General features: G+C 65.2%; 16 protein-coding genes and 1 pseudogene. 5 read left to right on the plus strand and 12 right to left on the minus strand.

All coding sequences use genetic code 11. From position 1 onward, the window contains the following. Together VNM24_11990 and VNM24_11995 are read left to right on the plus strand one after the other, a co-directional pair. On the plus strand, positions 1-1,587 hold a 1,587-nt coding region (locus VNM24_11990; protein HWQ39307.1), incomplete at its 5' end, for an ATP-dependent DNA ligase. A gap of 137 nt (positions 1,588-1,724) precedes the next feature. After that, complete coding sequence (locus tag VNM24_11995) at positions 1,725-2,687, plus strand: nitronate monooxygenase family protein (GenBank protein ID HWQ39308.1); 963 nt, start codon at positions 1,725-1,727, stop codon at positions 2,685-2,687. A 98-nt stretch (positions 2,688-2,785) separates the two neighbouring features. Here the strand turns inward: VNM24_11995 and VNM24_12000 are convergent, their stop codons facing one another. After that, the gene (locus tag VNM24_12000) at positions 2,786-3,082 is read right to left on the minus strand and encodes a YciI family protein (protein HWQ39309.1); all 297 of its coding nucleotides are present in this window, start codon (positions 3,080-3,082) and stop codon (positions 2,786-2,788) included. A 115-nt stretch (positions 3,083-3,197) separates the two neighbouring features. On the opposite strand from VNM24_12000, the gene ettA reads away from it, so the two are divergent. The 3 genes and pseudogenes from ettA to VNM24_12015 all read left to right on the plus strand — a co-directional run bounded on the left by ettA (position 3,198) and on the right by VNM24_12015 (position 6,817). Continuing rightward, the gene (ettA, locus tag VNM24_12005) at positions 3,198-4,862 is read left to right on the plus strand and encodes an energy-dependent translational throttle protein EttA (GenBank protein HWQ39310.1); all 1,665 of its coding nucleotides are present in this window, start codon (positions 3,198-3,200) and stop codon (positions 4,860-4,862) included. Positions 4,863-5,039: 177 nt separating this feature from the next. Further along, a pseudogene (locus VNM24_12010) lies at positions 5,040-5,822 on the plus strand (UDP-2,3-diacylglucosamine diphosphatase). After that, entirely contained in the window at positions 5,819-6,817 is a 999-nt protein-coding gene (locus VNM24_12015) for a glycosyltransferase family 1 protein (protein HWQ39311.1), read from the plus strand. Before VNM24_12010 ends, VNM24_12015 begins: the two are co-directional and overlap by 4 nt. A 104-nt stretch (positions 6,818-6,921) precedes the next feature. On the opposite strand, the gene VNM24_12020 is transcribed toward VNM24_12015, so the two are convergent. From VNM24_12020 to VNM24_12070, 11 genes are all read right to left on the minus strand, one after another. Further along, positions 6,922-7,680, minus strand: a complete 759-nt coding sequence (locus VNM24_12020) for an SDR family oxidoreductase (GenBank protein HWQ39312.1) — start codon at positions 7,678-7,680, stop codon at positions 6,922-6,924. A 97-nt stretch (positions 7,681-7,777) separates the two neighbouring features. After that, complete coding sequence (locus tag VNM24_12025; GenBank protein HWQ39313.1) at positions 7,778-8,224, minus strand: thioesterase family protein; 447 nt, start codon at positions 8,222-8,224, stop codon at positions 7,778-7,780. 177 nt (positions 8,225-8,401) lie between these two features. Continuing rightward, positions 8,402-9,967, minus strand: coding sequence for an indolepyruvate oxidoreductase subunit beta family protein (locus tag VNM24_12030; protein ID HWQ39314.1), 1,566 nt, complete (start codon positions 9,965-9,967; stop codon positions 8,402-8,404). A gap of 111 nt (positions 9,968-10,078) precedes the next feature. After that, positions 10,079-12,202, minus strand: a complete 2,124-nt coding sequence (locus VNM24_12035; GenBank protein ID HWQ39315.1) for an indolepyruvate ferredoxin oxidoreductase subunit alpha — start codon at positions 12,200-12,202, stop codon at positions 10,079-10,081. An 87-nt stretch (positions 12,203-12,289) separates the two neighbouring features. After that, positions 12,290-13,609 (minus strand): TRAP transporter large permease, encoded by a 1,320-nt coding sequence (locus tag VNM24_12040; GenBank protein HWQ39316.1) that lies wholly within the window; start codon positions 13,607-13,609, stop codon positions 12,290-12,292. Positions 13,610-13,622: 13 nt separating this feature from the next. Next, entirely contained in the window at positions 13,623-14,114 is a 492-nt protein-coding gene (locus VNM24_12045; GenBank protein HWQ39317.1) for a TRAP transporter small permease, read from the minus strand. A gap of 192 nt (positions 14,115-14,306) precedes the next feature. Next, positions 14,307-15,272, minus strand: coding sequence for a TRAP transporter substrate-binding protein DctP (gene dctP / locus VNM24_12050; protein ID HWQ39318.1), 966 nt, complete (start codon positions 15,270-15,272; stop codon positions 14,307-14,309). Positions 15,273-15,492: 220 nt separating this feature from the next. Further along, entirely contained in the window at positions 15,493-16,389 is an 897-nt protein-coding gene (locus VNM24_12055) for a cyclase family protein (protein HWQ39319.1), read from the minus strand. Between the two features lie 206 nt (positions 16,390-16,595). Next, on the minus strand, positions 16,596-18,281 hold the full coding sequence (locus tag VNM24_12060; protein ID HWQ39320.1) for an amidohydrolase family protein: 1,686 nt from the start codon (positions 18,279-18,281) through the stop codon (positions 16,596-16,598). 50 nt (positions 18,282-18,331) lie between these two features. Beyond that, positions 18,332-20,212 carry an SLC13 family permease gene (locus VNM24_12065; GenBank protein HWQ39321.1) on the minus strand — a complete coding sequence of 627 codons (1,881 nt, stop codon included), beginning with the start codon at positions 20,210-20,212 and terminating at the stop codon, positions 18,332-18,334. 372 nt (positions 20,213-20,584) lie between these two features. After that, complete coding sequence (locus VNM24_12070; GenBank protein ID HWQ39322.1) at positions 20,585-21,583, minus strand: Gfo/Idh/MocA family oxidoreductase; 999 nt, start codon at positions 21,581-21,583, stop codon at positions 20,585-20,587. Positions 21,584-21,679: the final 96 nt, after the last annotated feature.

Genomic DNA, 21,679 nt, shown 5'->3' on the forward strand with positions numbered 1-21,679 from the left:
GCATCCGCCCTGAAGGGCGTGAACGAAGCCCGTGACATGACGCTTTTCGCGAACCTGGTCGAAACCTCCCGCAAGGTCGCGTCGACACCGAGCCGACTGGCCAAGGTCGAGACGCTGGCAGCGTTGCTGCGCGGCCTCGCCGCGGAGGAAATCGAGATCGCGGTCGCCTTCCTCTGCGGCGAAACCCGGCAGGGACGGCTCGGGATCGGTCACGCCACGCTCGCGAAGCTGCGGCAAGGCTCGGCCTCGCAACCGGCGCTCACGCTGGCCGGAGTCGACGCGGCATTGGTTGCGATCGCCCGCCAGAGCGGCAAGGGCGCGTCCGGGGAACGCAGCCGGAGGCTGCGGACGCTGTTCGGCCACGCGACCGAAGCGGAGCAGGAGTTCCTCGCCAGGCTCCTCACCGGCGAATTGCGCCAGGGCGCGCTCGAAGGAGTGATGCTCGATGCGGTGGCGCGCGCGTCCGACGTGTCGCCCGCCGACGTGCGACGCGCCGTCATGTTCGCCGGGGATATGCGTCGCGTGGCGGCCGCGGTGTTGACCGGCGGTGCGCAGGCGCTCGCAGAGTTCAGCTTGCGGGTGCTGCAGCCCGTGCAACCGATGCTCGCCGACAGCGCGGAGGACGTGAACCAAGCATTGACGCAGTTCGGATTGGCCGCCTTCGAGTGGAAGCTGGACGGCGCGCGCGTGCAGGTCCACAAGTCGGGTGCGGAAGTGCGCATCTTTACCCGCAACCTCAACGACGTGACGGCGGCGGTCCCTGAAGTGGCGGAAGCAGTTGCCGGCCTCGCCGTACGCGACATCGTGCTCGACGGGGAGAGTATCGCCTTGCAGGGAGATGGCCGCCCGCAGCCCTTCCAGGTCACGATGCGCCGCTTCGGGCGCCGGCTCGACGTGGCCACCATGCGGCAGACACTCCCGCTGTCCGTGTTCTTCTTCGACTGCCTGCTGGTGGATGGTCAGGTGCTCGTCGATCTGCCTGCACGCGAAAGATTTGCGGCCCTGTCGGATGCGATCCCGCCTTCGCTCGCGGTTCCCCGGCTTGTGACGGAGCAGGCTGCGCGGGCTCGGGCGTTTTATGAGGCAGCCCTTGCACAAGGTCACGAAGGCGTGATGGCCAAGGCTCTTGACGCGCGCTACGAGGCGGGCAGCCGTGGCGCGGGCTGGCTCAAGATCAAGCGCGTGCATACCCTCGATCTGGTGGTGCTCGCCGCAGAGTGGGGCAGCGGCCGGCGGCGCGGCTGGTTATCGAATCTGCATCTTGGCGCGCGCGATCCCTCCGGGGGGTTCGTCATGCTCGGCAAGACCTTCAAGGGCATGACCGACGATCTGCTGGAATGGCAGACGCGCGAGCTGCTCGCGCGCGAGATCGGTCGCGATGCGTACACCGTGCACGTGCGCCCGGAACTGGTCGTGGAGATCGCGTTCAACGATCTGCAGGCAAGCCCGCATTATCCGGGCGGACTCGCGCTGCGCTTCGCGCGGGTCAAGAAGTATCGTCCGGACAAGAGACCCGGGGACGCGGACACCATCGATACGGTCCGCGCCATCTACCAAGCCCAGCTCCGGCATGGGCAGGTCGGCTGACCGCGAAATGAGAGCCGGCGCCTTTCTCCGGGGTGCGTCCGCAGCGGGGCTTGACCGGTGAATCGGGGCGAGGCAACTTACGGCGCCCATCAGGGAGGAGAGCGCGCGTGTCCATCGTCGACAAACTCAGGAATTGCATGCGGTTGCCGGTGATCGGGGCACCGATGTTCATCGTCAGCAATCCCGAGCTGGTCGTGGCGCAGTGCACGAACGGGATCATCGGTTCCTTTCCCGCGCTCAATGCCCGGCCGCCCGAGCTTCTCGAAGAGTGGATCGCGCAGATCGAGCACGCGTTGGAGCGGGCGCGCCACGCCGATCCGCAAGCTGCGGTTGCGCCCTTCGCGGTCAACCAGATCATCCACCAGTCCAACGATCGCCTCGAGCGCGACCTCGAGGTGTGCGTCCGGCGCAAGGTGCCGATTGTCATTACCAGCCTGCGCGCCCCGCACGACGTGGTGAAGAAAGTGCACGAGTACGGAGGCGCGGTGTTCCACGACGTCATCAGCCTCCGCCACGCGGAAAAGGCGCTGGAGGCGGGCGTGGACGGGCTGGTGCTGGTATGTGCCGGTGCAGGGGGACACGCGGGCACCCTCAGCCCGTTCGCGCTGGTGCGCGAAGTGCGGCGGTTCTTCGACGGTCCGATCGCGCTCTCCGGGGCGATCACCGATGGCGCGGGCGTGCTTGCGGCCGAAGCGATCGGCGCTGATTTCGCCTACATCGGTACCCGCTTCATCGCCACTCGCGAAGCGCGTGCCAGCGAAGCCTACAAGCAGATGATCGTCGACAGCGGCGCCGCAGACATCGTCTACACGCCTTACTTCAGCGGCGTGCACGGCAACTACCTCAGGAAAAGCATCGCCGCAGCCGGGCTGGATCCCGACAACCTGCCGGCCGCCGACAAGTCGAAGATGAATTTCGGCGCCAACCGCGAGCGCCCGAAAGCCTGGAAGGATATCTGGGGTGCGGGACAGGGCGTGGGCAACATCGACGATGTTCCGTCCGCCGCGAAACTCATCGAACGGCTGCAGCGCGAGTACCTCGCCGCCCGTGCCCGCCTCGGGCTGGGCGCCGCTCCGGGACCTGTCGCGCCTCTCGCCTAGCGCATCTCGGGAAGAGAAACGCAGAAGGTCGTTCCGGTTCGCGCAGCGATCTTTCGTTTCTCCGGTCCGCTTCGCGGCATGTCTTTCCCGCCTCCGGTTCAGATCAGGCGTTGCTTGTTGAAGAATGCCTTGCGCCAGCGCGTGATCGTGACCTTTTCGAACAGCCCGGCCTTGGTGAACGGGTCCTCGGCCACGAAGCGCTCGGCCTCCTGGCGATCATCGGTGTCGATGATCAGGATGCCGCCGTGGCCGCCGCTACCGTCGTCGTTGATCAATGCCCCCGCAGCGAGCAGCTTGTCCTTGTTCCGGGTGAGATATTCCAGGTGCGCCGCGCGGTTCGCGGCGCGGATTTCGGCCGAATCCGGTTTGTCCTGAGTCTGGATCGCGTACGGCATCGAGGTCTCCTCCGGTTCGAGTGGAAGGCGTGATGATAAGTGCTGCGCGCCGGGCGTGCATCCCGACGCCGGTTCCCGGATAATTGCGCGCTCTGCGAATCCCGTAGCGAACCCGATGGCTCAGTACGTCTACACCATGATGCGGGTGGGGAAGGTCGTTCCCCCGAAGCGCGTCATTCTCAAGGACATCTCCCTCTCGTTCTTCCCGGGCGCCAAGATCGGCGTGCTCGGGCTGAACGGCGCCGGCAAATCCACCCTGCTCAGGATCATGGCCGGCGTGGACAAGGACTTCGAAGGCGAAGCGATACCGATGCCCAATATCCGCATCGGGTTTCTGCCGCAGGAGCCGCAGCTCGACCCGGAACAGACAGTGCGCGCGGCGGTCGAGGAGGGGCTCGGCGAGCTTATGGAGGCGAAGAAGACGCTCGAGGCGATCTACGCCGCGTATGCCGAACCGGACGCCGACTTCGAAAAGCTCGCCGAGGAACAGGCCAGATACGAAGCGATCATCGCGGCCGCCGGGGCCGATATCGAGCATCAGCTCGAGATCGCCGCAGATGCGCTGCGTCTGCCGCCCTGGGATGCAAGGGTCGCAACCCTGTCCGGGGGGGAGAGGCGGCGCGTGGCGCTGTGTCGCCTGCTGCTCTCCAAACCGGACATGCTGTTACTTGACGAGCCGACCAACCATCTCGACGCCGAGAGCGTCGAGTGGCTCGAGCAGTTCCTGCAACGCTTCCCGGGCACGGTGGTCGCCGTCACGCACGACCGCTATTTTCTCGACAACGCCGCGCAGTGGATCCTCGAACTCGATCGTGGCCACGGCATCCCGTGGAGGGGCAACTACTCATCCTGGCTGGAACAAAAGGAGAAACGGCTGGCAATCGAGGCGAAACAGGAATCCGCGCGCATCAGGACCATGCAGAAGGAGCTGGAATGGGTGCGCGCCAACCCCAAGGCGCGGCAGGCCAAGGCCAAGGCCCGCATCGCCCGTTTCGAGGAACTGTCCTCCTACGAGTACCAGAAGCGCAACGAGACGCAGGAGATCTTCATACCCGTGGCCGAGCGCCTGGGCGACAAGGTCATCGAGTTCAAGGAGGTCTCGAAGGGCTACGGAGACCGGCTGCTGATCGACCGCCTGAGCTTTAGCGTGCCGGCCGGTGCGATCGTCGGCATCATCGGTCCGAACGGCGCCGGCAAGTCCACGCTGTTTCGCATGATCGCCGGCAAGGAGAAGCCGGATCGCGGGGAGATCGTGGTCGGTCCGACCGTGAGGCTCGCCCACGTCGATCAGTCGCGCGATCGGTTGCCGAACGACAAGACCGCGTGGGAGGCGATTTCCAACGGCCAAGACGTCATCACGGTGGGCAAGTTCGAGATGCCCTCGCGCGCTTATCTCGCGCGCTTCAACTTCAAGGGCGCGGACCAGCAGAAGCTGGTCGGCAATCTATCGGGTGGCGAGCGCGGGCGGCTGCACCTCGCCAAGACCCTCTCGGTCGGCGCCAATGTCCTGCTGCTCGACGAGCCGTCGAACGACCTCGATGTCGAGACCCTGCGCGCGCTGGAGGACGCGCTGCTCGAGTTCGCCGGCAGCGTGCTGGTCATTTCCCACGACCGCTGGTTCCTCGATCGGATCGCGTCGCACATCCTCGCGTTCGAGGGCGACTCCCAAATCGTGTTCTTCAACGGCAACTACCAGGAATACGAAGCCGACAAGATCCGGCGCCTCGGCGAAGAAGGCGCGCGGCCGAAGCGCATTCGCTTCAAGTCCCTGAAAACCTGATCGCTGGTATCCGAGACGGGCCGCGCCAGGCGGTCCCGGGCCTGCGCATGCCCTGAAGCGGCGCTCCGAGAGCGGTTTTGCAACATTGCTGTCATCCCACTGTGGTTTCATGGGCGCCGGCATGACAGCGCGACTTCAATCCTGGATCTGAGCGATCGCCCCGCATCCCAGGTGCAGCGGTACCGGGCCATCTGGATCTCCGACATCCACCTCGGCACGCCCGGTTGCCAAGCCGAATTCCTCCTCGACTTCTTGCGGGACAACGAGTCCGACTATCTCTACCTGGTCGGCGACATCGTCGACGGCTGGCAGCTGAAGCGGCGCTGGTACTGGACGCAGGCGCACAACGACGTGGTGCAGAAGATCCTGCGCAAGGCGCGCAAAGGCACCCGGGTCAGCTACGTCGCCGGCAACCACGACGAGGTGATGCGCCAGTTCCTGGGGCTGGCGTTCGGCGGCATCGAGATTCTCGACGAAGCGGTGCACACGACGGCTGACGGCCGCAGGTTCCTGGTGGTGCATGGCGATCTGTACGACGTCGTGGTGCGGCACGCGAGGTGGCTGGCGGTGTTAGGCGATCATCTCTACGCACTGATCCTGAAGCTGAACCGCTGGTTCAACCACCTTCGCGCCAGGCTAGGACTTCCCTACTGGTCGCTGTCGCAGTACCTCAAGCACAAGACCAAAAACGCAGTGAACTTCATGACCGCGTTCGAGCAGGCCCTAGCGCGCGAAGCGCGCACGAGGGGCTTCGACGGCGTGATCTGCGGCCACATACACAAGCCGCTGATCAAGATGATCGACGGGGTCATCTATTGCAACGACGGCGACTGGGTGGAGAGTCTCTCGGCGCTGGTGGAAACCTATAAGGGCGAACTCAAGATCCTCGAGTGGCGTCCCCGCTCCCGGGCGGCTGCCGTGACGCACGGTGTCGCAGGCCACAAGAAGGCGGCCGCATGAAGGTACTGATTGTCACCGACGCCTGGTCGCCGCAGGTCAACGGCGTGGTCACCACGCTGGGCAAGATCGGCGACGGTCTGCGCAATCTGGGAAACGAAGTGCACTTTCTGACTCCGCAGCGGTTCAGGTCGATTCCCTGTCCGACCTACCCGGAAATCCGCTTGAGCTTGCTGCCGTATTCCGGTGTGAGGCAGGAGATCGAGGCCTTTGCGCCCGACGCGATCCACATCGCCACCGAGGGGCCGCTCGGCATCGCGGCGCGCCGTTACTGCATTGCGCGCGGACTGGCTTTCACGACCGCCTTCCATACGCGCTTCGCGGAGTACGTGCATGCCCGCATTCGCGTGCCGGTAGACCTGACCTATCGCTGGTTGCGCAGCTTTCACGCGCCCTCGCGTGCGGTAATGGTACCTACGCCCAGCGTGAGGCGCGACCTGGAAGCGCGTGGTTTCGCCAACACCGTACATTGGACGCGGGGCGTTGACACCGAGACGTTCTCTCCGGGCGCGCGCGCAGCCCTGCAAGACCGCCGTCCGATCTTTCTCTATGTGGGCCGGGTCGCGGTGGAGAAGAACATCGAGGCTTTTCTCAGGCTCGATCTGCCTGGTTCGAAATGGGTGGTGGGCCAAGGTCCTATGCGCGCCCATCTCGAGCGCCGGTACCCGGAGGTTCGCTTCGAGGGCCTGAAGACGCCCGCCGAACTCGCGCGCTACTACCGCGCGGCGGACGTGTTCGTGTTTCCCAGCCTGACCGACACTTTCGGACTGGTCATGCTCGAGGCGCTGGCCTGTGGCACCCCGGTCGCGGCCTTCCCGGTCGCCGGTCCGATCGACGTGATCGGTGCCAGCGGCGCCGGCGTGCTTCATGAGGATCTGCGGGCGGCCTGCCTGGGCGCGCTGGATATCTCCCGCGACCAGGCGCGGCGCTACGCGGAGCAGTTCTCGTGGCAGTCTTCGGTCGAGCAGTTCGCCAGCAACCTCGTGCAGGTCCGCTGAGAAGCAGGCGCGCGCTGGATTTCATGCCCGTCTTTTTTCGCCTTGCAACGGCTTTCGCCACGATCGGTCAGCTCAGCGCCGGGACGAAGGCTACCTGGGCGCCCTTAGCCGCGCCCGACGAAGGGCATCTTGGTCGCCATGATGGTGACGAACTGCATGTTCACGTCGAGCGGCAGGCTCGCCATGTGCAGCACCGCGTCGGCCACATGCTTCACGTCCATCGTCGGCTCGACCTTGATCGAGCCGTCAGCCTGCGGAACGCCCTTGGTCATCCTCGCAGCCATTTCCGTGAGCGCATTGCCGATGTCGATCTGGCACACCGCGATGTCGTACTTGCGCCCGTCGAGCGAACCGGACTTGGTCAGACCCGTCACGGCGTGCTTGGTCGAGGTGTAGGGCGCCGAATTCGGACGCGGCGCGTGCGCCGAGATCGAGCCGTTGTTGATGATGCGTCCCCCGCGAGGCTCCTGGTCTTTCATGATCCGGAACGCCTGCTGCATGCAATAGAACATCCCGGAGAGATTGACGTCCACGACGTATCTCCACTGCTCCACGGTCAGGTCCTCGAGCGGGATGCCGGGCGCATTGACGCCGGCGTTGTTGAACAGCACGTCGAGCCGCCCGAATTGCTCCTTCGTCTTCGCGAACAGCGCCCTGACCGAGTCCGGATTGGCCACGTCGGTCGGAACCACAAGCGCGTTCTTCGCTGCCTCCAGCGCGTCTTTCATCGTCTGTTCGAGCGCATCCCGACGCCTGCCGGCGAGCGCTACCCGGTAGCCGTTCCCGAGGAACGCGAGGGCGACAGCCTTGCCGATGCCGCTGCCCGCGCCGGTGACCACAGCGACCTTGTTGTGGGAATTCATGGTTCAGCCTCCGAAACAGTTGCATGGATGGGAGCGTGACTGGCGTCCAGAGCCTAACCAAAGTTTGCGGCGAGCGCCACCGGCGGCGCGCCGGTGATCAGAGCGCGGCGCCGCCCACGTTCCCGCCTTCCATCGCCAGATATTCCTCGATCCTCGGCCGCAGATCGTCCGGGATCGGGATCGCGCGTCTCGAATCCAGTGACATGAACACGATGGTCTGCGTGATCCTCAGGTGCTCGACGTCGTCCTTGCGGCCGCTGATCGAAAGACTGACCGAGGCATTGCCGACCTTGAGCACGCGCAGCTCGTAGCGTACGGTCTCTCCCATCTGCAGCGGCTTGAAGAACTCGGCCTGGATGCTGACCGTGGGCGTGCCGATGCGGCGCTCGCGCATCAGAGCGGCGTGCGAATAGCCGAGGCCGTGCAGGAACCAGTCCTCCTTGGTCGCGTGCGTCATGTCGAAGAACCAAGGGTAGTACACGATCCCCGCGGGATCGCAGTGCGAGAAGCGCACCAGTTGCTCGTGAGCGAATACCTTGTTCACTTGTCGGTCACTTTGATGACGGACCCGCTCACCGAAACACCGGGCACGAAGCAATGCACCGCGAGGCGGTCTGTTGCGCCGCCGACCGGCATTTCAGCTCGGGTCAGAGCCAGCAATCATCCCCGATTTTCAGGACCTCTCTCTGCCTGGGTGGCGGGATTTGGCTTGTCCCGCGCCTCAGTTGTCCGGACGGTCGGAAAGCATGCCGGCGCGTTTGGGCGAGAGCCAGACGACCGGCCGGGCGGGTGGGCCGGGAGCCGGGCCGCCCGGCAGCGCCTGCGTGAGCTTTCCGCCCTCGGGATCGCGCAGCGCAGCCTCGCGCGCTGCGCGGATCGCGGCCGCGCGTTCTGCGGCAGACAGCTGCGGGTTGCCTTCCACCAGCTCGTCGAAGATGCGCAGGAAGTTGCTCAAGCCCCGCTTGTGCGTGTCCGCGTAGCCCTTGAGCAGTCTCGCGCAGTGCGCGATTTCCAGCGCAAGCCCGAGGTCGTCCGCAGCCCGGATCGCCGCCAGCCACCGTTCGATCCGGACCTGTTCATCGTGAAAGCGCGAAGTCCGGCGGCGCACGGGTCTGAGCCACGCCATTGCGCGCATCAGGAGGAAGCCGGATACGCTGTGCGTGTGCAGGCGCAGCCCGACGTTGAACGATTTCCCGCGCCTTTGCGCCCAGGAAAGTAACGGTCGCGCCAGCCGCGGCGGCAGCACGTCGCAGAGTTCTTCGATACCGGGCTTGAGGAACTCGACGACGCGCACCGGCTCGTGCGGCTTGGCTCCAGCTTCCGCGCGCACGCGCTCGAAGCGCGAGCGGCGCGTCTTCAGGTCCGCCACGCGGATCAGGTCCTCGTAACTCATCCACAGCGCGAGGTAGCGTGCGGTCTCGCGGGTCAGCGCGTGGTCGGGTGCGCCGCCCCTCTCGCGCTCAAGCTCCGCGATCGGCCGCAGGCGGTCCAGATAAGCGCCGGCATAGGCCGCATCCAGGTAGTCGGTGAGCCGTGCGACGCCTTCCTGGATGATCCGGTGAGTCGGCGCAGGGAAATCGCGGCGCACGCGGTCCACGCAGTGTTCCACGCTGCGCCGGCTTTGCTCAGGGGCTGCACTGTCGGACTGTCCAGTAGCGCGCGCCCAGCCGGCGGCGAATCCGCGAAGACTCGCCTCGGCACCTTTGTCTGCACGTCGAATCGCCTGCTCACAGGCTTCGCGCGAAAGCGGCAGTACGCCCGAGCCGGCGATCGCGCCGAACAGGACGGCGCTGATCACCGTGCCCGACTGCGCGGTGAGCGCCGCCATGTCGAACATCACGGCGCGGCGGGCCAGCGCCCTGGCTGCCCGGTGGATTCTTTCGTCGTCGAAGCGGCCATCGGTCTTGGCCGCCTTCTCGCCGATCGCATAGATGCGGTGCGTCGAGGCAATCAGCGTGGTGCGATCCGGACTCACGTAGCCGTTCTGCATGGCGCGGGCGGCTTCGAGCAGTTCCGAGGCGACCATGACGTCCACGTTGCCCGGCGAAGGGGTGAGCGCGAGAATCGGCCGCCGTCCCCCGAGCTGCTCATGGCGTACGGGGTAAATCTCGACGTAATAGGTGGTTGCACCGGTGCGCTGGGCCACGCCCGGGATCGATGTGCTCTGTACCGGGAAGCCTTGCGCCGTGGCCGCCTCGACGATCCAGTTCGAAAGCACGCCGCCACCCTCGCCGCCCAGCGCGGCGATCAGCACCGTGATCGGCCTTTCCGGCAATCGCTGTATCACCCCTAAGCCCTCAACCGTTCCGACGAAGGGCAAGGAAAACTTTGAATCTGGTGTTCACGTTTCCAGGGCTTTCTTCCGTGCCCACCGTCTCCTCCGCGGTTCGATCAGGGCTCACGCAGGCTGGAGCCAGCCGATGACCGCGCGGCGAATGCGATCGAGCAGCCGGTCCCACCACGTCGGGTTCTGCACGATCTCGGCGCGAAAGAACGACGGGCACAGCACCGCGGCGTGCGCCACTTCCCCGCACAGCCCGCAGCCCACGCAGCCGTTGTCGACATGGGCGACCGGATCGAGCTTGAGCGGGTCCGCGCTCGGTTTGATGGTGAGCGACGGGCACCCCGACAGCCGGATGCACGAGTGGTCGCCGGTGCAGACATCCTCGTCCACGCCGAAGCGGCTGCGCACGACGCGCTCGCCGCGCTTGAGCCTCTTGGCGATCTGCGGCCGGATGCGGCGCTGGCGTTCGAGCTGGCACTCGGCGTCGGCCACGATCACTTTCAATCCGCGGTAGGACGTGGTCATCGCCTCCAGCAGGACCTTCTTCATCTGCGCGACGCGATAGGTGTAGACGTTGCGTATCCAGCGGATGCCCAGGCCTTGCAACGCTTTCTCGATCGACATGTCCTTGGCCCTGTGCGCGTCCTGGTGCGGGGATGACGGGATGTTCTGTGTTCCGGTGGCCGAGGTGTAGCCGTTCTTCATGATGACCAGCACGCCGTCATCCCGGTTGAACGCGGCGTTGGCCACGCCGGTGGTGAGCCCGTTGTGCCAGAACCCGCCGTCGCCCATGACCGTCACCGTGCGCCGCGCGAACATCGGGTTGACCGCCGAATTCGAGGCCAACCCCAGTCCGTAGCCGAGCACGGTGTTGCCGATGTTGAACGGTGGGAGGGTGGAGAAGGTATGGCAGCCGATATCCGCGGAAACATGGAACCGGCCGACTTCGCGTTCGGCCAGCTTCATGGCCGAGAACACCGGTCGCTCCGGGCAGCCCACGCAGAAGCCGGGGGGGCGCACCGGAACCGGCGCGCCGAGGATCTGTGCGGCCTTCTTCTTCGGCGCGACGAGCGACGCCAGGATCTGTTCGATACGCTCCGTATCCACTGCGGCGCCTGCCATCGCCTGAATCCAGCGCGCAACGCCGGTCAGCACGACTTCCCCGGTGTACTCGCCCGCCATCGGAAGAAAGTCCTTGCCGTTGACTCGGGTTTGCAGGTCGGCCTTGCGCAGCAGGGTGTGCAGCGCGTCTTCGAGATAGGCGGGCTGTCCCTCCTCGACCATCAGCACCGCGCGCTTGCCCGAGCAGAAGCGAGACACCTCTTCCGGGATCAGCGGGTAGGTGACGTTGAGGCAGTAGATCGGAATCGCCGTGGCGCCGAAGGCGTCGGCCAGCCCAAGCTGCTGCAGCGCCCGCACCACCGCGTTGTACAGGCCGCCCTGGCACACGATCCCGATGTCGCGCTGCTCGCCCCCGAAGAACTCGTTGAGGCGATGCTCGCCGATGAACTTCACCGCTGCCGGCCAGCGCACCTCGATCTTGTGTCTTTCCTGGGCGTAGGTGGCGGGTGGCAGGCAGATTCTGGCGTAATCGAAGTCCGGCTCCTCGATCAGCCGTTTGCGAGAGTAGACCGGCGCCCGATTGGCCTTGGTCACAAACGAGCCGTGCACGTGGCAGGCGCGGATGCGAAGCTCCAGCATGACCGGCGTGCTGGAGGCTTCGGAGAGCTCGAAGCCTTGTTCGACCATGCGCACGATAGTCGGAAGGCTCGGGCGCGGATCGAGCAGCCACATCTGCGACTTCATCGCAAAGGCGTGCGTGCGTTCCTGGATGATGGAGGCGCCTTCGCCGTAATCTTCGCCCAGCACGATGAGGGTGCCGCCGCGCACGCCGGCTGAAGCGAGATTGGACAACGCGTCCGAGGCGACGTTGGTGCCAACGGTGGACTTGAAAGTGACCGCGCCACGCAACGGATAGTTGATCGAGGCGCCGAGCATGGCGGCCGCGCCCGCCTCCGAAGCGTTCGATTCCACGTGCACACCCAGCTCGTCGAGGATGTCGCGCGCGTCGTTGAGCACGTCCATCATGTGCGAGACCGGCGCGCCCTGGTAGCCGCCGACGTACGCCACGCCGGACTGCAGCAGCGCTTTGGTGACCGCGAGAATGCCTTCGCCGTGAAAAGTCTCGCCGTCGCCGAGCTTGAGCAGCCCGACTTCTCTTCTGAAGGATCGTTCCATGCGAATGCCGCGATTACGTAGCTATCGTGACTGCGTCACTGTGATGAACGAACGGATGGTCCGCGCCCGAGTGCGAAGGCTCTTCTGTCAGTTCAACAACGTTTTCGGCAGCCATAGTGCGAGCTCCGGCAAAAGCATCACCGCCGCCAGCATCAGCAATCCGAATACGAGGTAAGGCACTACCGCGCGATAGATATGGGCAATTGTAATCCGCTTTGGCGCCACGCTCTTCATGACGAACAGCAGCATCCCGAAAGGCGGCATCAGCAGTCCCATCTGCATGGCGATCAGGAACAGCACGCCGAACCAGACCGCGTCGAACCCGTAGTGCTGGACCAGCGGCATGAAGAAAGGCAGCGTCAGCAGCATCATGCTCACCTGATCGATGAAGCAGCCGAGCACCAGCAGGATCGCCATCATCCCGATCAGCGCGCCCCAGGGACCGAGACTGCCTTCGCGGATCGCCGACACTACCCCGTCGGTCGCACCGGAAAAGGTGAGCACCTGCGAAAAGGTCGTCGCACCCACGATGATGAACAGGATCACGCCGGAAATCGCTGCCGTCCCGAGCAGCGCCTTCATCAGGCTCTGCAGCGTGATCGAGCGGTACAGCCAAGCGACCAACACCGTCGCGATTGCGCCGATTGCCGCCGATTCGGTCGGAGTAGCCCAGCCCGCGGCCATGGCGGCGATGACGACCACGAAGATCAGCACCAGCGGCGTGACATAAACAGCCAGAGGACGCCAGCGCTCCCAGCCGCTCGAGCGGTCTTCGTCCTCGAAGGTGGGAGCGAGCGCAGGACTCGCGCTGACCCGCACCACGATGTAGATGACGAACGCGGCTGCCAGGACCACGCCCGGCACGATTCCCGCCACCAGGAGATGGGAGATGGAGATGCCCGCCAGGCTGCCGAGCAGCACGGCAAGCGCCGAAGGCGGGATCAGCATGTCCACGGCACCGATCGCCATGATCGGCCCGGTTGCCATGCCGGCGTGATAGCCGCGCCGCAGCATTTCGGGCAAGAGCAGGCTGCCGAGCATGGCGGTGGTGGCGATCGTCGAACCCGATATGGCCGAGAACACGGTCCCCGCCACCACGGCGATGACCGCGAGACGCCCGGGCACGCGGCGGATCAGCCGCGCGATCGCATCGATCGCTTTCATCGCCACACCGGTATGGAACAGCACTTCACCCATCAGGACGAAGAACGGGATCGGAGTCAGCGAGAAGTTGGTGATCGACGCGACACCGTTTCGTACCAGTTGTGCCAGGCCGGCCTCGCCGCCCAGGTAGTGATACGCCCCGGCGAGGTTGACGGCGAAGAACGAGAACGCCGCCGGCAGGCCGATGGCGTAGCCGGTCGCCAGACAGCCGAACAGAACGGCCGCGGCAAGATACCAAGGCATGGCCCGCGTCGAGCTAGAGTCCGGGCCCGCGCGAACTCAGCTCGCCGGCTCCGAACATGCGCCGTGCGAACTCCATGCCGAGCAGCCCGAAGCACAGCGGCACGGGAACGAACAGCCACCACTCCGGGAAGACCAGGGTCTTGATGACCAGCGAGCCGAGCCGGGACGAATCGACAATGACCTTCACGCCATACCAGACGAACACCGCGCATACCGTCAGACCGATCAGATCCGCCACGCGGTCGAGCTGGCGGGCGATCGGCCCGGGCAGCGCCGTCAACAGCATGTCGAGCCGCACATGCTCATTGCGTCGCAGCAGCCACGGCGCCGCCAGAAACGTGGCCAGGGGAAGGCTGTATTCGGAGAGCTCCACCACCCATGGAAAACTGCCCAGCCCGGTATTGCGCGCGACGATGTCGAAGGTCACGAGCAGCGCCATCGCCCCGATGGTCAGGGCCGCGGCCACTCCGCAGCCTTGCATCAGCAGGTCATAGAATCGCTTCACGGCATCCACGGGCCGCACCGGCCGAAAACGCTGGGAACAGGGGCTCGTACCAAGACGCGAAGGCACCCGGACATGAAGACGACAAATGCCGAGATGGTCCGTCGCGGCGCAGATATCGCCACCCGTCGCACCGGAGCCGGGAAGCACTCGCCACGGAATTCTTCGTGTCCCTTTGTGCCTTCGCGGTGAAGCTTACTGCTTGCTTAGTAGAGCACGCAGGCGAGGGCCGTGCTCGGGGCTTTGCCGGATGATGCCCGCCCAGCCGGCTTCGTAGGCTTTGTCCAAAAAAGCCTTCGCGTGCGCGCCGTTCAGCTGAATGGTCTGTATCCCCGCCTCGGCCTGACGCCGGGTCTCGCGCGCCACCTCCGCAGACCAGAAGGAGGCATTCTGACTTTCGATCCATAGCGCCCAGCTGTCGAGCATCTCGCGCTGTGCGGCCGAGAGTCTTTTCCAAGTGTCCAGATTGGCGACGATCGACACTTCGGCGTTGTAGAACCCCGGGTCGACGCGGTATCTGGTCTTCTCGTGCCAGGACAGATCGAAGATGCCCGTGATGGGCCAGCCATAGCCATCCACCACGCCCCGCTCGAGGGCGGTGTAGAGCTCGCCCGGGGCGGTCTGCACGACCTGTGCGCCGAGGGCCTGGAAGAAATCGCGATACACCGGCGTGATGCGCAGCTTCAGCCCGCTCAGGTCCGGCTGGTCGATCTTTTTGTTCAGATACACGTGGAACGGCGTGCCTTCAACCGTGCGCGCGAGGTACACCATGTTGGCCTTCTGTTGCCAGAGGCGGTTGATGTAGTCGTAGGCTCCGTTTCGCCGCTGTTCCGCCATCGGAATCTGCGCGAGCTTCAGCGCGTCGGCTTCGGGCATCAGATTGGTGTAGAAGGCGCCGGTGGTGAGCGCGAGGTCGACCACGCCGCTGCGCACCGCGTTGCCGGTCTCGAAACTCGGGATCGCTTTCGGTCCGCCAAGGAAGCCGATCTGCAGGCTGCCTTTGTGCTCGGCGTTGAACTTCTGGATGAAACCTTCCAGCCTGCGCGTGTATTGCGCGTTCTCGGGAAACGAGCTCACCATTCTCAGGGTGATCTGCTGGGCCGTCGCGGCCTGCGGTGCGAGCAACATCGCAAGCGCCAGTGCCGTTAGGAACTGTCTCAAGATTCTCTCCGTAGAGGGAAAATCCATAAACCCACAAGAGCCAAACACGAAGACACGAAGGCACGAAGAGAAACGAGTATCGAATGCGACAGAAGATCAGGTGAACACGCAGGACAGTCAACCACGTCGCTCGGAAACTCACCCATCGAGCCCCTGATTGCGTTTTCTTCGTGTTCTTCGTGCCTTCGTGTTTCGCTTGTCGCTTTTTCTGCCGACAGGCTTACTGGGGAATGATGGCGAAGGCGTTGACCGGCGCGCCGGTCATGCCGCGCAGGCGCGGGGGATTGAGCACCAGCGCGAACTCCCAGTTCTTGCGAGCGGCGAGCACCTGGGACAATTCCTCAAGGTTCATGTTCTCGACGATGTAGATGCCGTTGTCCGCAATCAGAATGCGGTGCGCCGGAAAGACCGTGCCCTTCTCCGGATAGACCTCGTAGCTCAGCTGGTCGGCGCCGGTCAGGAAGATCTTCTTCGACGCCAGCCAGTTCGCCGCACTCTCGCCCGGGCCAGGCCGCGGGCCCATGTACTTCGCCTTGTCGGTGTCGAAGAACCTGCCGTAGCCGGTGCGGATCAGCACCGAGTCGCCGGCGCGGATCTGCGCGCCCTGGGCCTTGGCCGTGGCTTCCAGGTCGGCCGCGGTGATCTCTTCGCCCGCTGCGAGCGCCTCCACGTTCTTGAAGCGCGCGACGTCGAGCAGCACACCCCGGTTCACCAGCCGCTCTTTCGGGTAGTTCTCGATGCCCAGCTTCAAGAGCCCATTGGGCGCTTCGGCCTGGGCGGCGGGAATCCCGCCGAAGAGCTTGCCGTCGTGCCCGATGTGCCCGATGGCGTCGATGGTGGGTGCGCCGTGCTGGCCGCTGAAGTACATCATGTCGGCGGCGAAGGACAGTTGCGGAATCCACCCGATGGTCTGCTGATGCGTGTTGACGAGCGCGGTTGCGTAAGGCGGGTTGAAGCTGAGCAGCGGCGACTTCTGGTCCCACACGAAATTCAGCTCGACGATCCTCGCCGACTGCAGCGAACGGATCAGATCGCTCTGCGCGCATGCGGCCGGAATGCCGAACGCGAACAAAGCCGCTGCCGCGACGACGAGGCCGCGGATGCTCTGTAAGGTCATCGAAGTCCTCCCCGATCGGTGTCTTGTTCTGCCCGCGTAATATAGCATCCGCGACGCACCGGCCGCGCCCTGGCTGCCGCGCATGGGGTTCGACTTCCTGGACGGTGCCCACGGAGCACGAGTTTGCGTACCGAGCGGTTCATGGTTCCTGTACTTGCGCCGTGTCCTCCGTGGTTCCAAGTGTTCCGCTGGGAGCTTGCCTGCAGTCAGTCCGAGAACTCGCGAAGCAGCCTGCCGGAGCGTCCGGCATCGCGAATCGGCCCCTTCTCGTCGACCACGCGCACGCCATTTACCCAGACACCGTGCAGTCCGACCGGCGGCGTGTCCACCCGGCTCGCGCCGCCCGGCAGATCCCACACCCTGCGTTTTGCGCCGCGACCGACCGTGGCGGGATCGAACAGGATCAGGTCCGCCCACGCGCCGGGCTGCAGGCGGCCGCGATCCTTGATGCGGTAGAGCTGCGCCGGACGGCTGGTCACCAGCCGCACCGCCTGCTCCAGCGTGAGGTCGCCGCGCTCGCGCACCCAGTGACCGAACAGGTGCAGACCAAACCCGGCGTCGCACAGGAAGGCGAGGTGGGCGCCGGCGTCCGACAGGGTGATCTGGGCATGCGGCTGGCGGATCAGGTCGCGCAGCGCGTCTTCGTCGGTGTTGAAGAGCTTGCAGTCCACCATCGCGTCCAGCTCGCCGTCGAGTCCGAAGTCGAGGAACCAGTCGAACGGATCCCTGCTTTGCGCCCGCGCCAGCGCGGCGACGTTCTTTCCCAAGAACGGACGGTGCCGGTCCTGGATGACCTGCGTGATCGTCATGTGCTCCAGGCTGTGATAGGAGAACCGGTTGGGCACAGTCCGGGAGCGCGCTTCTTTCTTCACTGCCTGGCGAAAGCCCGGGTCGCGCAGCACGCGCTGGTAGTGCTCCGAGCCTTCCGCTTCGATCGCTGGCCGCCACGCGAGCAGGGCTTCCAGCGGGTACGGATGGCGCAGCGTGAACTCCATGCCGAGCGGGAAGCAGGTGACGTGGCCCCAGAGCTCGCGGCCTCGGCGGCGCGCGGCGTCGATTTCGCGGAACTCCTCGAACACGCGCTCGGGATCGTTGGGGTCCACGAACAGCGCCGCGATCATCACCGGCCGCCCGGTGCGCTGGGCGATCTTCTCCAGCCACGGTACCGTGGTGATCATGCCCTTGGTGATCTGGAATACCCCCTTGGCGGCTTCGCCCAGCGCACCGGTCAGCTCCAGCATTTCGTGCTCGTCGGCGAGCCGGGAGGGCATCGGCACGCCGTTCTCGCCGTTGTGCTGTTCCAGAGTCGAGGTCGAGAAGCCGACCGCGCCTGCGCGCAGCGCGTCCAGCACGATCCGCTTCATCCGGGCCACTTCGTCCGGCGTGGCGGCACGCCTGGGCGCGTCCTCGCCCATCACGTAGGTTCGCACCGAGGAGTGGCCGACGAAGGAAGCGACGTTCGGCACCGGCCCTTTGCGCTCGAGCAGATTCAGATAGTCCGCGTAGCTCTCGAAGCTCCAGTCGACCCCGGCGCGCAGGGCTTCGAGCGGCATGCCTTCCACGTGGGTGAGGTTGCGCAGGGTAAGGTCGCGGTCGGCTTCGCGACAAGGCGCGATGGTGAAGCCGCAGTTGCCGATCACCACAGTGGTGACGCCCAGCGCGACGGAGGGCGTGGCGAAGGGATCCCAGGTGAGCTGCGCGTCGTAGTGGGTGTGCAGATCGACAATGCCCGGCGCGAGCGCCAGGCCGCCGGCGTCGAGCCGTTCACGCCCCGGCCCTACGTGTTTGCCCAGCGCGGCGATGCGACCGTCCTTGATGCCCAGGGCTCCGGAGCGCGCCGGCGTTCCGGTGCCGTCGATCAACATGGCGTTGTCGATGACCAGATCGTGCATTCTCGAGCCTCCCTTGTGCCGCGTTGCGCCAGGCGGTTCAGCGCGCGAGTTCACAGATCGTACACGTGGACCAGAAGCCAGGTCAGCACGCCCCACATCAGGACGAACAGAAAGCCGCCGACCTTGCTGAAGTCGCTGAAGCGGTAACCCGCGGCGTTCATCACGAGCAGGTTCGTCTGATAACCCATCGGCGTCAGATAGCACAGGTTGCAGCCGAAGAGGACCGCCAGCACGAACGGCTCCCAGTGTGCGCCAAGCTGAAGAGCGGTCTCCCAGGCGAGCGGGGTGCCGATCGCCGCGGCCGCGGTGTTCGAAACGAAGTTGGTCAGCACGCCCATCAACAGCATCAGCAGCGCGAGAAACCAGGCAGTGTCCAGCTGCGCGGCAGTCTGCACCAGATGGTGTGCGAGGAAACTCGTGCCGCCGGTGACTGTCAACGCCTTGCCGAGCGCGAGGCTGGAAGCAATCAGCAGGATGACTTTCGAGCTGAGCGCCGACTTTGCGTCATCCCATTTCAGGCAGCCTGAACCAATCAGCAGCAGCACGCCGGCGAGCGCGGCGAGCGCGATGGGCATCACCTTGAAGGCGGCCAGCAGCACCACTGCCGCAAGGATGCCCAGGACCAGCGGCGCCTTGTTGCTCCTGGGCAGGCTCACCCGCGAGTCGAGCACCAGCCCGGCACGCGCGGACTGGGCCTCGCGGATCTGCTCGTCGGTGCCCTGAACCAGCAGGACGTCACCGGATCGCAGAATCGTGTCGGAAATGTCTTCGCGGCGCCACTGCCCGGTCGCGGCCGAGCGGCGCAGACCGACGACGCTGAGTCCGAAGACCTCGGGGAAGCGGGAGCGACGCAAACTCGTGCCTTCCAGAGTCGAGTCCTCGGTGATGATCAGCTGCGCAAGGAACTGTTCATCGGAGCCTGGCTCGGCTTCCCGGCCTGCCTCTGCTCGTCCTTCGCTCGCGCGGCGCTCTGCTGCGCCTCGCTCGCTGCCCGGACCATGCAGTTCGGCCCCCAGCATCCGGCCGAACTCTTTCAGGTTCTCGGCAGTGTCGCGGACCACGATGCGGTCACCTGCCTGCAGAGTGGCCGAGGGCGAGTGTTTGAGCGTCAAGTGGTCTCCGCGCCTGATTTCCAGGATGCTCAACTTTCCGTTGGTGCGCTCGCGCACTTCACCAACCGGCAGCCCATCCAGCGGGGAACCTTCGGTCACACGCAGCTCGGCGGTGAAGATGAGCTGGGATTGGCTGGGCGTGGGTGATTCGACTTTCCGCAGCAGCAGGGGCGCGACCAGCCACAGGTAGGCGAGCGCAGGGATGGCCGCGATCGCGACAATCGGGTAGAAGTCGAACATCCCGATCTGCCCCAATCCATGTCCGGCGACCATGGATACCACGATCAGATTGGTGGATGTGCCAATGGTGGTGGCCATACCGCCGATGAGGACGGCGAAGTTCATGGGCATCAGCATCTGTGCAGGGGAGCCCCCGGACTTGTCTGCGGCACTCATCAGTAGCGGTATCAGAACCACGACGATCGGCGTGTCGTTGACGAAGCCGCTCGCGAGTGCCGCGCCGACCAATACCGTGAGCAGAGCCACTCGCGGCCGCGACTCCAGGCGGTGGGCGAGCCTGCGCGCGACGGGGTCGAGCGCGCCGGTCGCGACCAAGGCGCGACCCAGAATCATCAGCGCACAGATGGCGATCAGGGCCTGGTGTCCGAAGCCGTAGAAGAACTCGAAGGGCTCAACCGCGCGCCCGTGGTGCTGGTAGGGGAAGAACAGAAACAGCGTCGCGAGCGCACCGAGAATGCCAAGGCTAATCGACTGGATCGGCCAGCGATCCCAGGCCAGCAGCACAAACGCCAACGCCGCCAGGCTGATCACTGCGACGCCGTGCCCGTCTAATCCGGGAATGGCTAGCACGTCAATCACCTCGATCTCCGGTCACTTGCCTCATCGATTCTGCATGTCCCAAGCTCTGCGCGTCATTCCTGCCGCCACCGACCGTGCCAATCCTAGTCGATCCGACCGCATGCGGCACCGGGCCGTTACCGTCCACCGGGAGAAGCGGCTTGTCTTTGCATTCGTGAAGGGCGCTCCGATGACGATATCGATGCGTGCTGCATTGGCACTCGCGCCCGTCCTCTCGTCGGGAGGGCAGTCTCGGCCGAGCCCGGCAGGTTCACCGAGAAGGTCACGGTCGAGCTGATCGATGACATCGAGTTCGACCACGACTTGAGGCTCCGGAACGAAGCAGCGTTCAATTCCCGTTTGACTCTTCCCGGCGCCCTTTGTGGTTCGGCTCTAGATGTCCTCCCAGCGGGAGGAGCGTTCGGAGCGCAAGAGCGCATCGATGACGCGCATGTTGGAGATGGCGTCCTCGATTCCGTAGGGCAGGGCGATCTCGCCACGCACCGCGCGTGCAAACGCTTCGCCCTGCAGCATGTACTGATCGGCGGCGGGGATGACCTCGGTGCGGATCCCCGCGCCGGACAGCGAACATCCGTCGTCGATGAATATCAGCGTCGTTCGCCCTTGGGGCGCATTGAACGGGATCTGGATCTCGACGCGGCGCCTGGACCCGCAGAGCTGAATGCGCTGATAGGGCACGCACTGGGTCGAAACGGTGAACTCCAGCTGACGCCCTTCGCCGAAGTCGACCAACGCGCTCGACAAGCGGTCGGTCTTGAAGACCGGATCGCGATCGATCAGCGCAATCGCGCGCCTGGGCTCCGCCTGGAAGAAAAACCGCCCGGCCATGACGGGATAGCAGCCGATGTCGTAGAGCGCGCCGCCGCCGGCCTCGGCGATGTTGCGGATATTGGCCGGGTCGGTGTTGTGGTACGAGAAAAACACTTGCACCGCTCGCAGCTCGCCGAGTTCCCCTGCGTGAACCAGCTCCGCGGCGCGCAGCCACTGGGGATGGAAGCGCACCATGAAGGCTTCCATCACCAGGATGTTCCTGGGCACCGTGCGCAGAGCCGCCGCTTCCCCTGCGCTCAGCGCGATCGGCTTCTCGCACAGGACATGTTTCCCCGCCCGTGCGGCCTTCAAGGTCCACGGTACGTGCAAGTGATTCGGCAGCGGGTTGTAGATCGCCTCGATCTCCGGGTCGGCAAGCAGCGCCTCGTAAGAACCGTACGCCCTCGGGATTCCCAGTGCATCGGCGGCACTGCGCGCGGCGGCCTCGGACCGTGACGCGATGGCGCGGATCTCGCACCACGGGCTCTTCTTCATGCCCGGCAGGACCCGCTTCATTCCGATCTTTGCGGTGCTCAGCACGCCCCAGACGACGCGTTTCATGATCCGCCTCTCGATTTTGTTCGGCTTCCGGCCAGCCGCCCGCCGCAAACTTCTGGAAACGCGCGGATTTTCCATTTTTTCACCACCCGTCTCCCT

Source organism: Burkholderiales bacterium (assembly GCA_035560005.1).
GTDB lineage: Bacteria > Pseudomonadota > Gammaproteobacteria > Burkholderiales > Eutrophovitaceae > DASRFY01.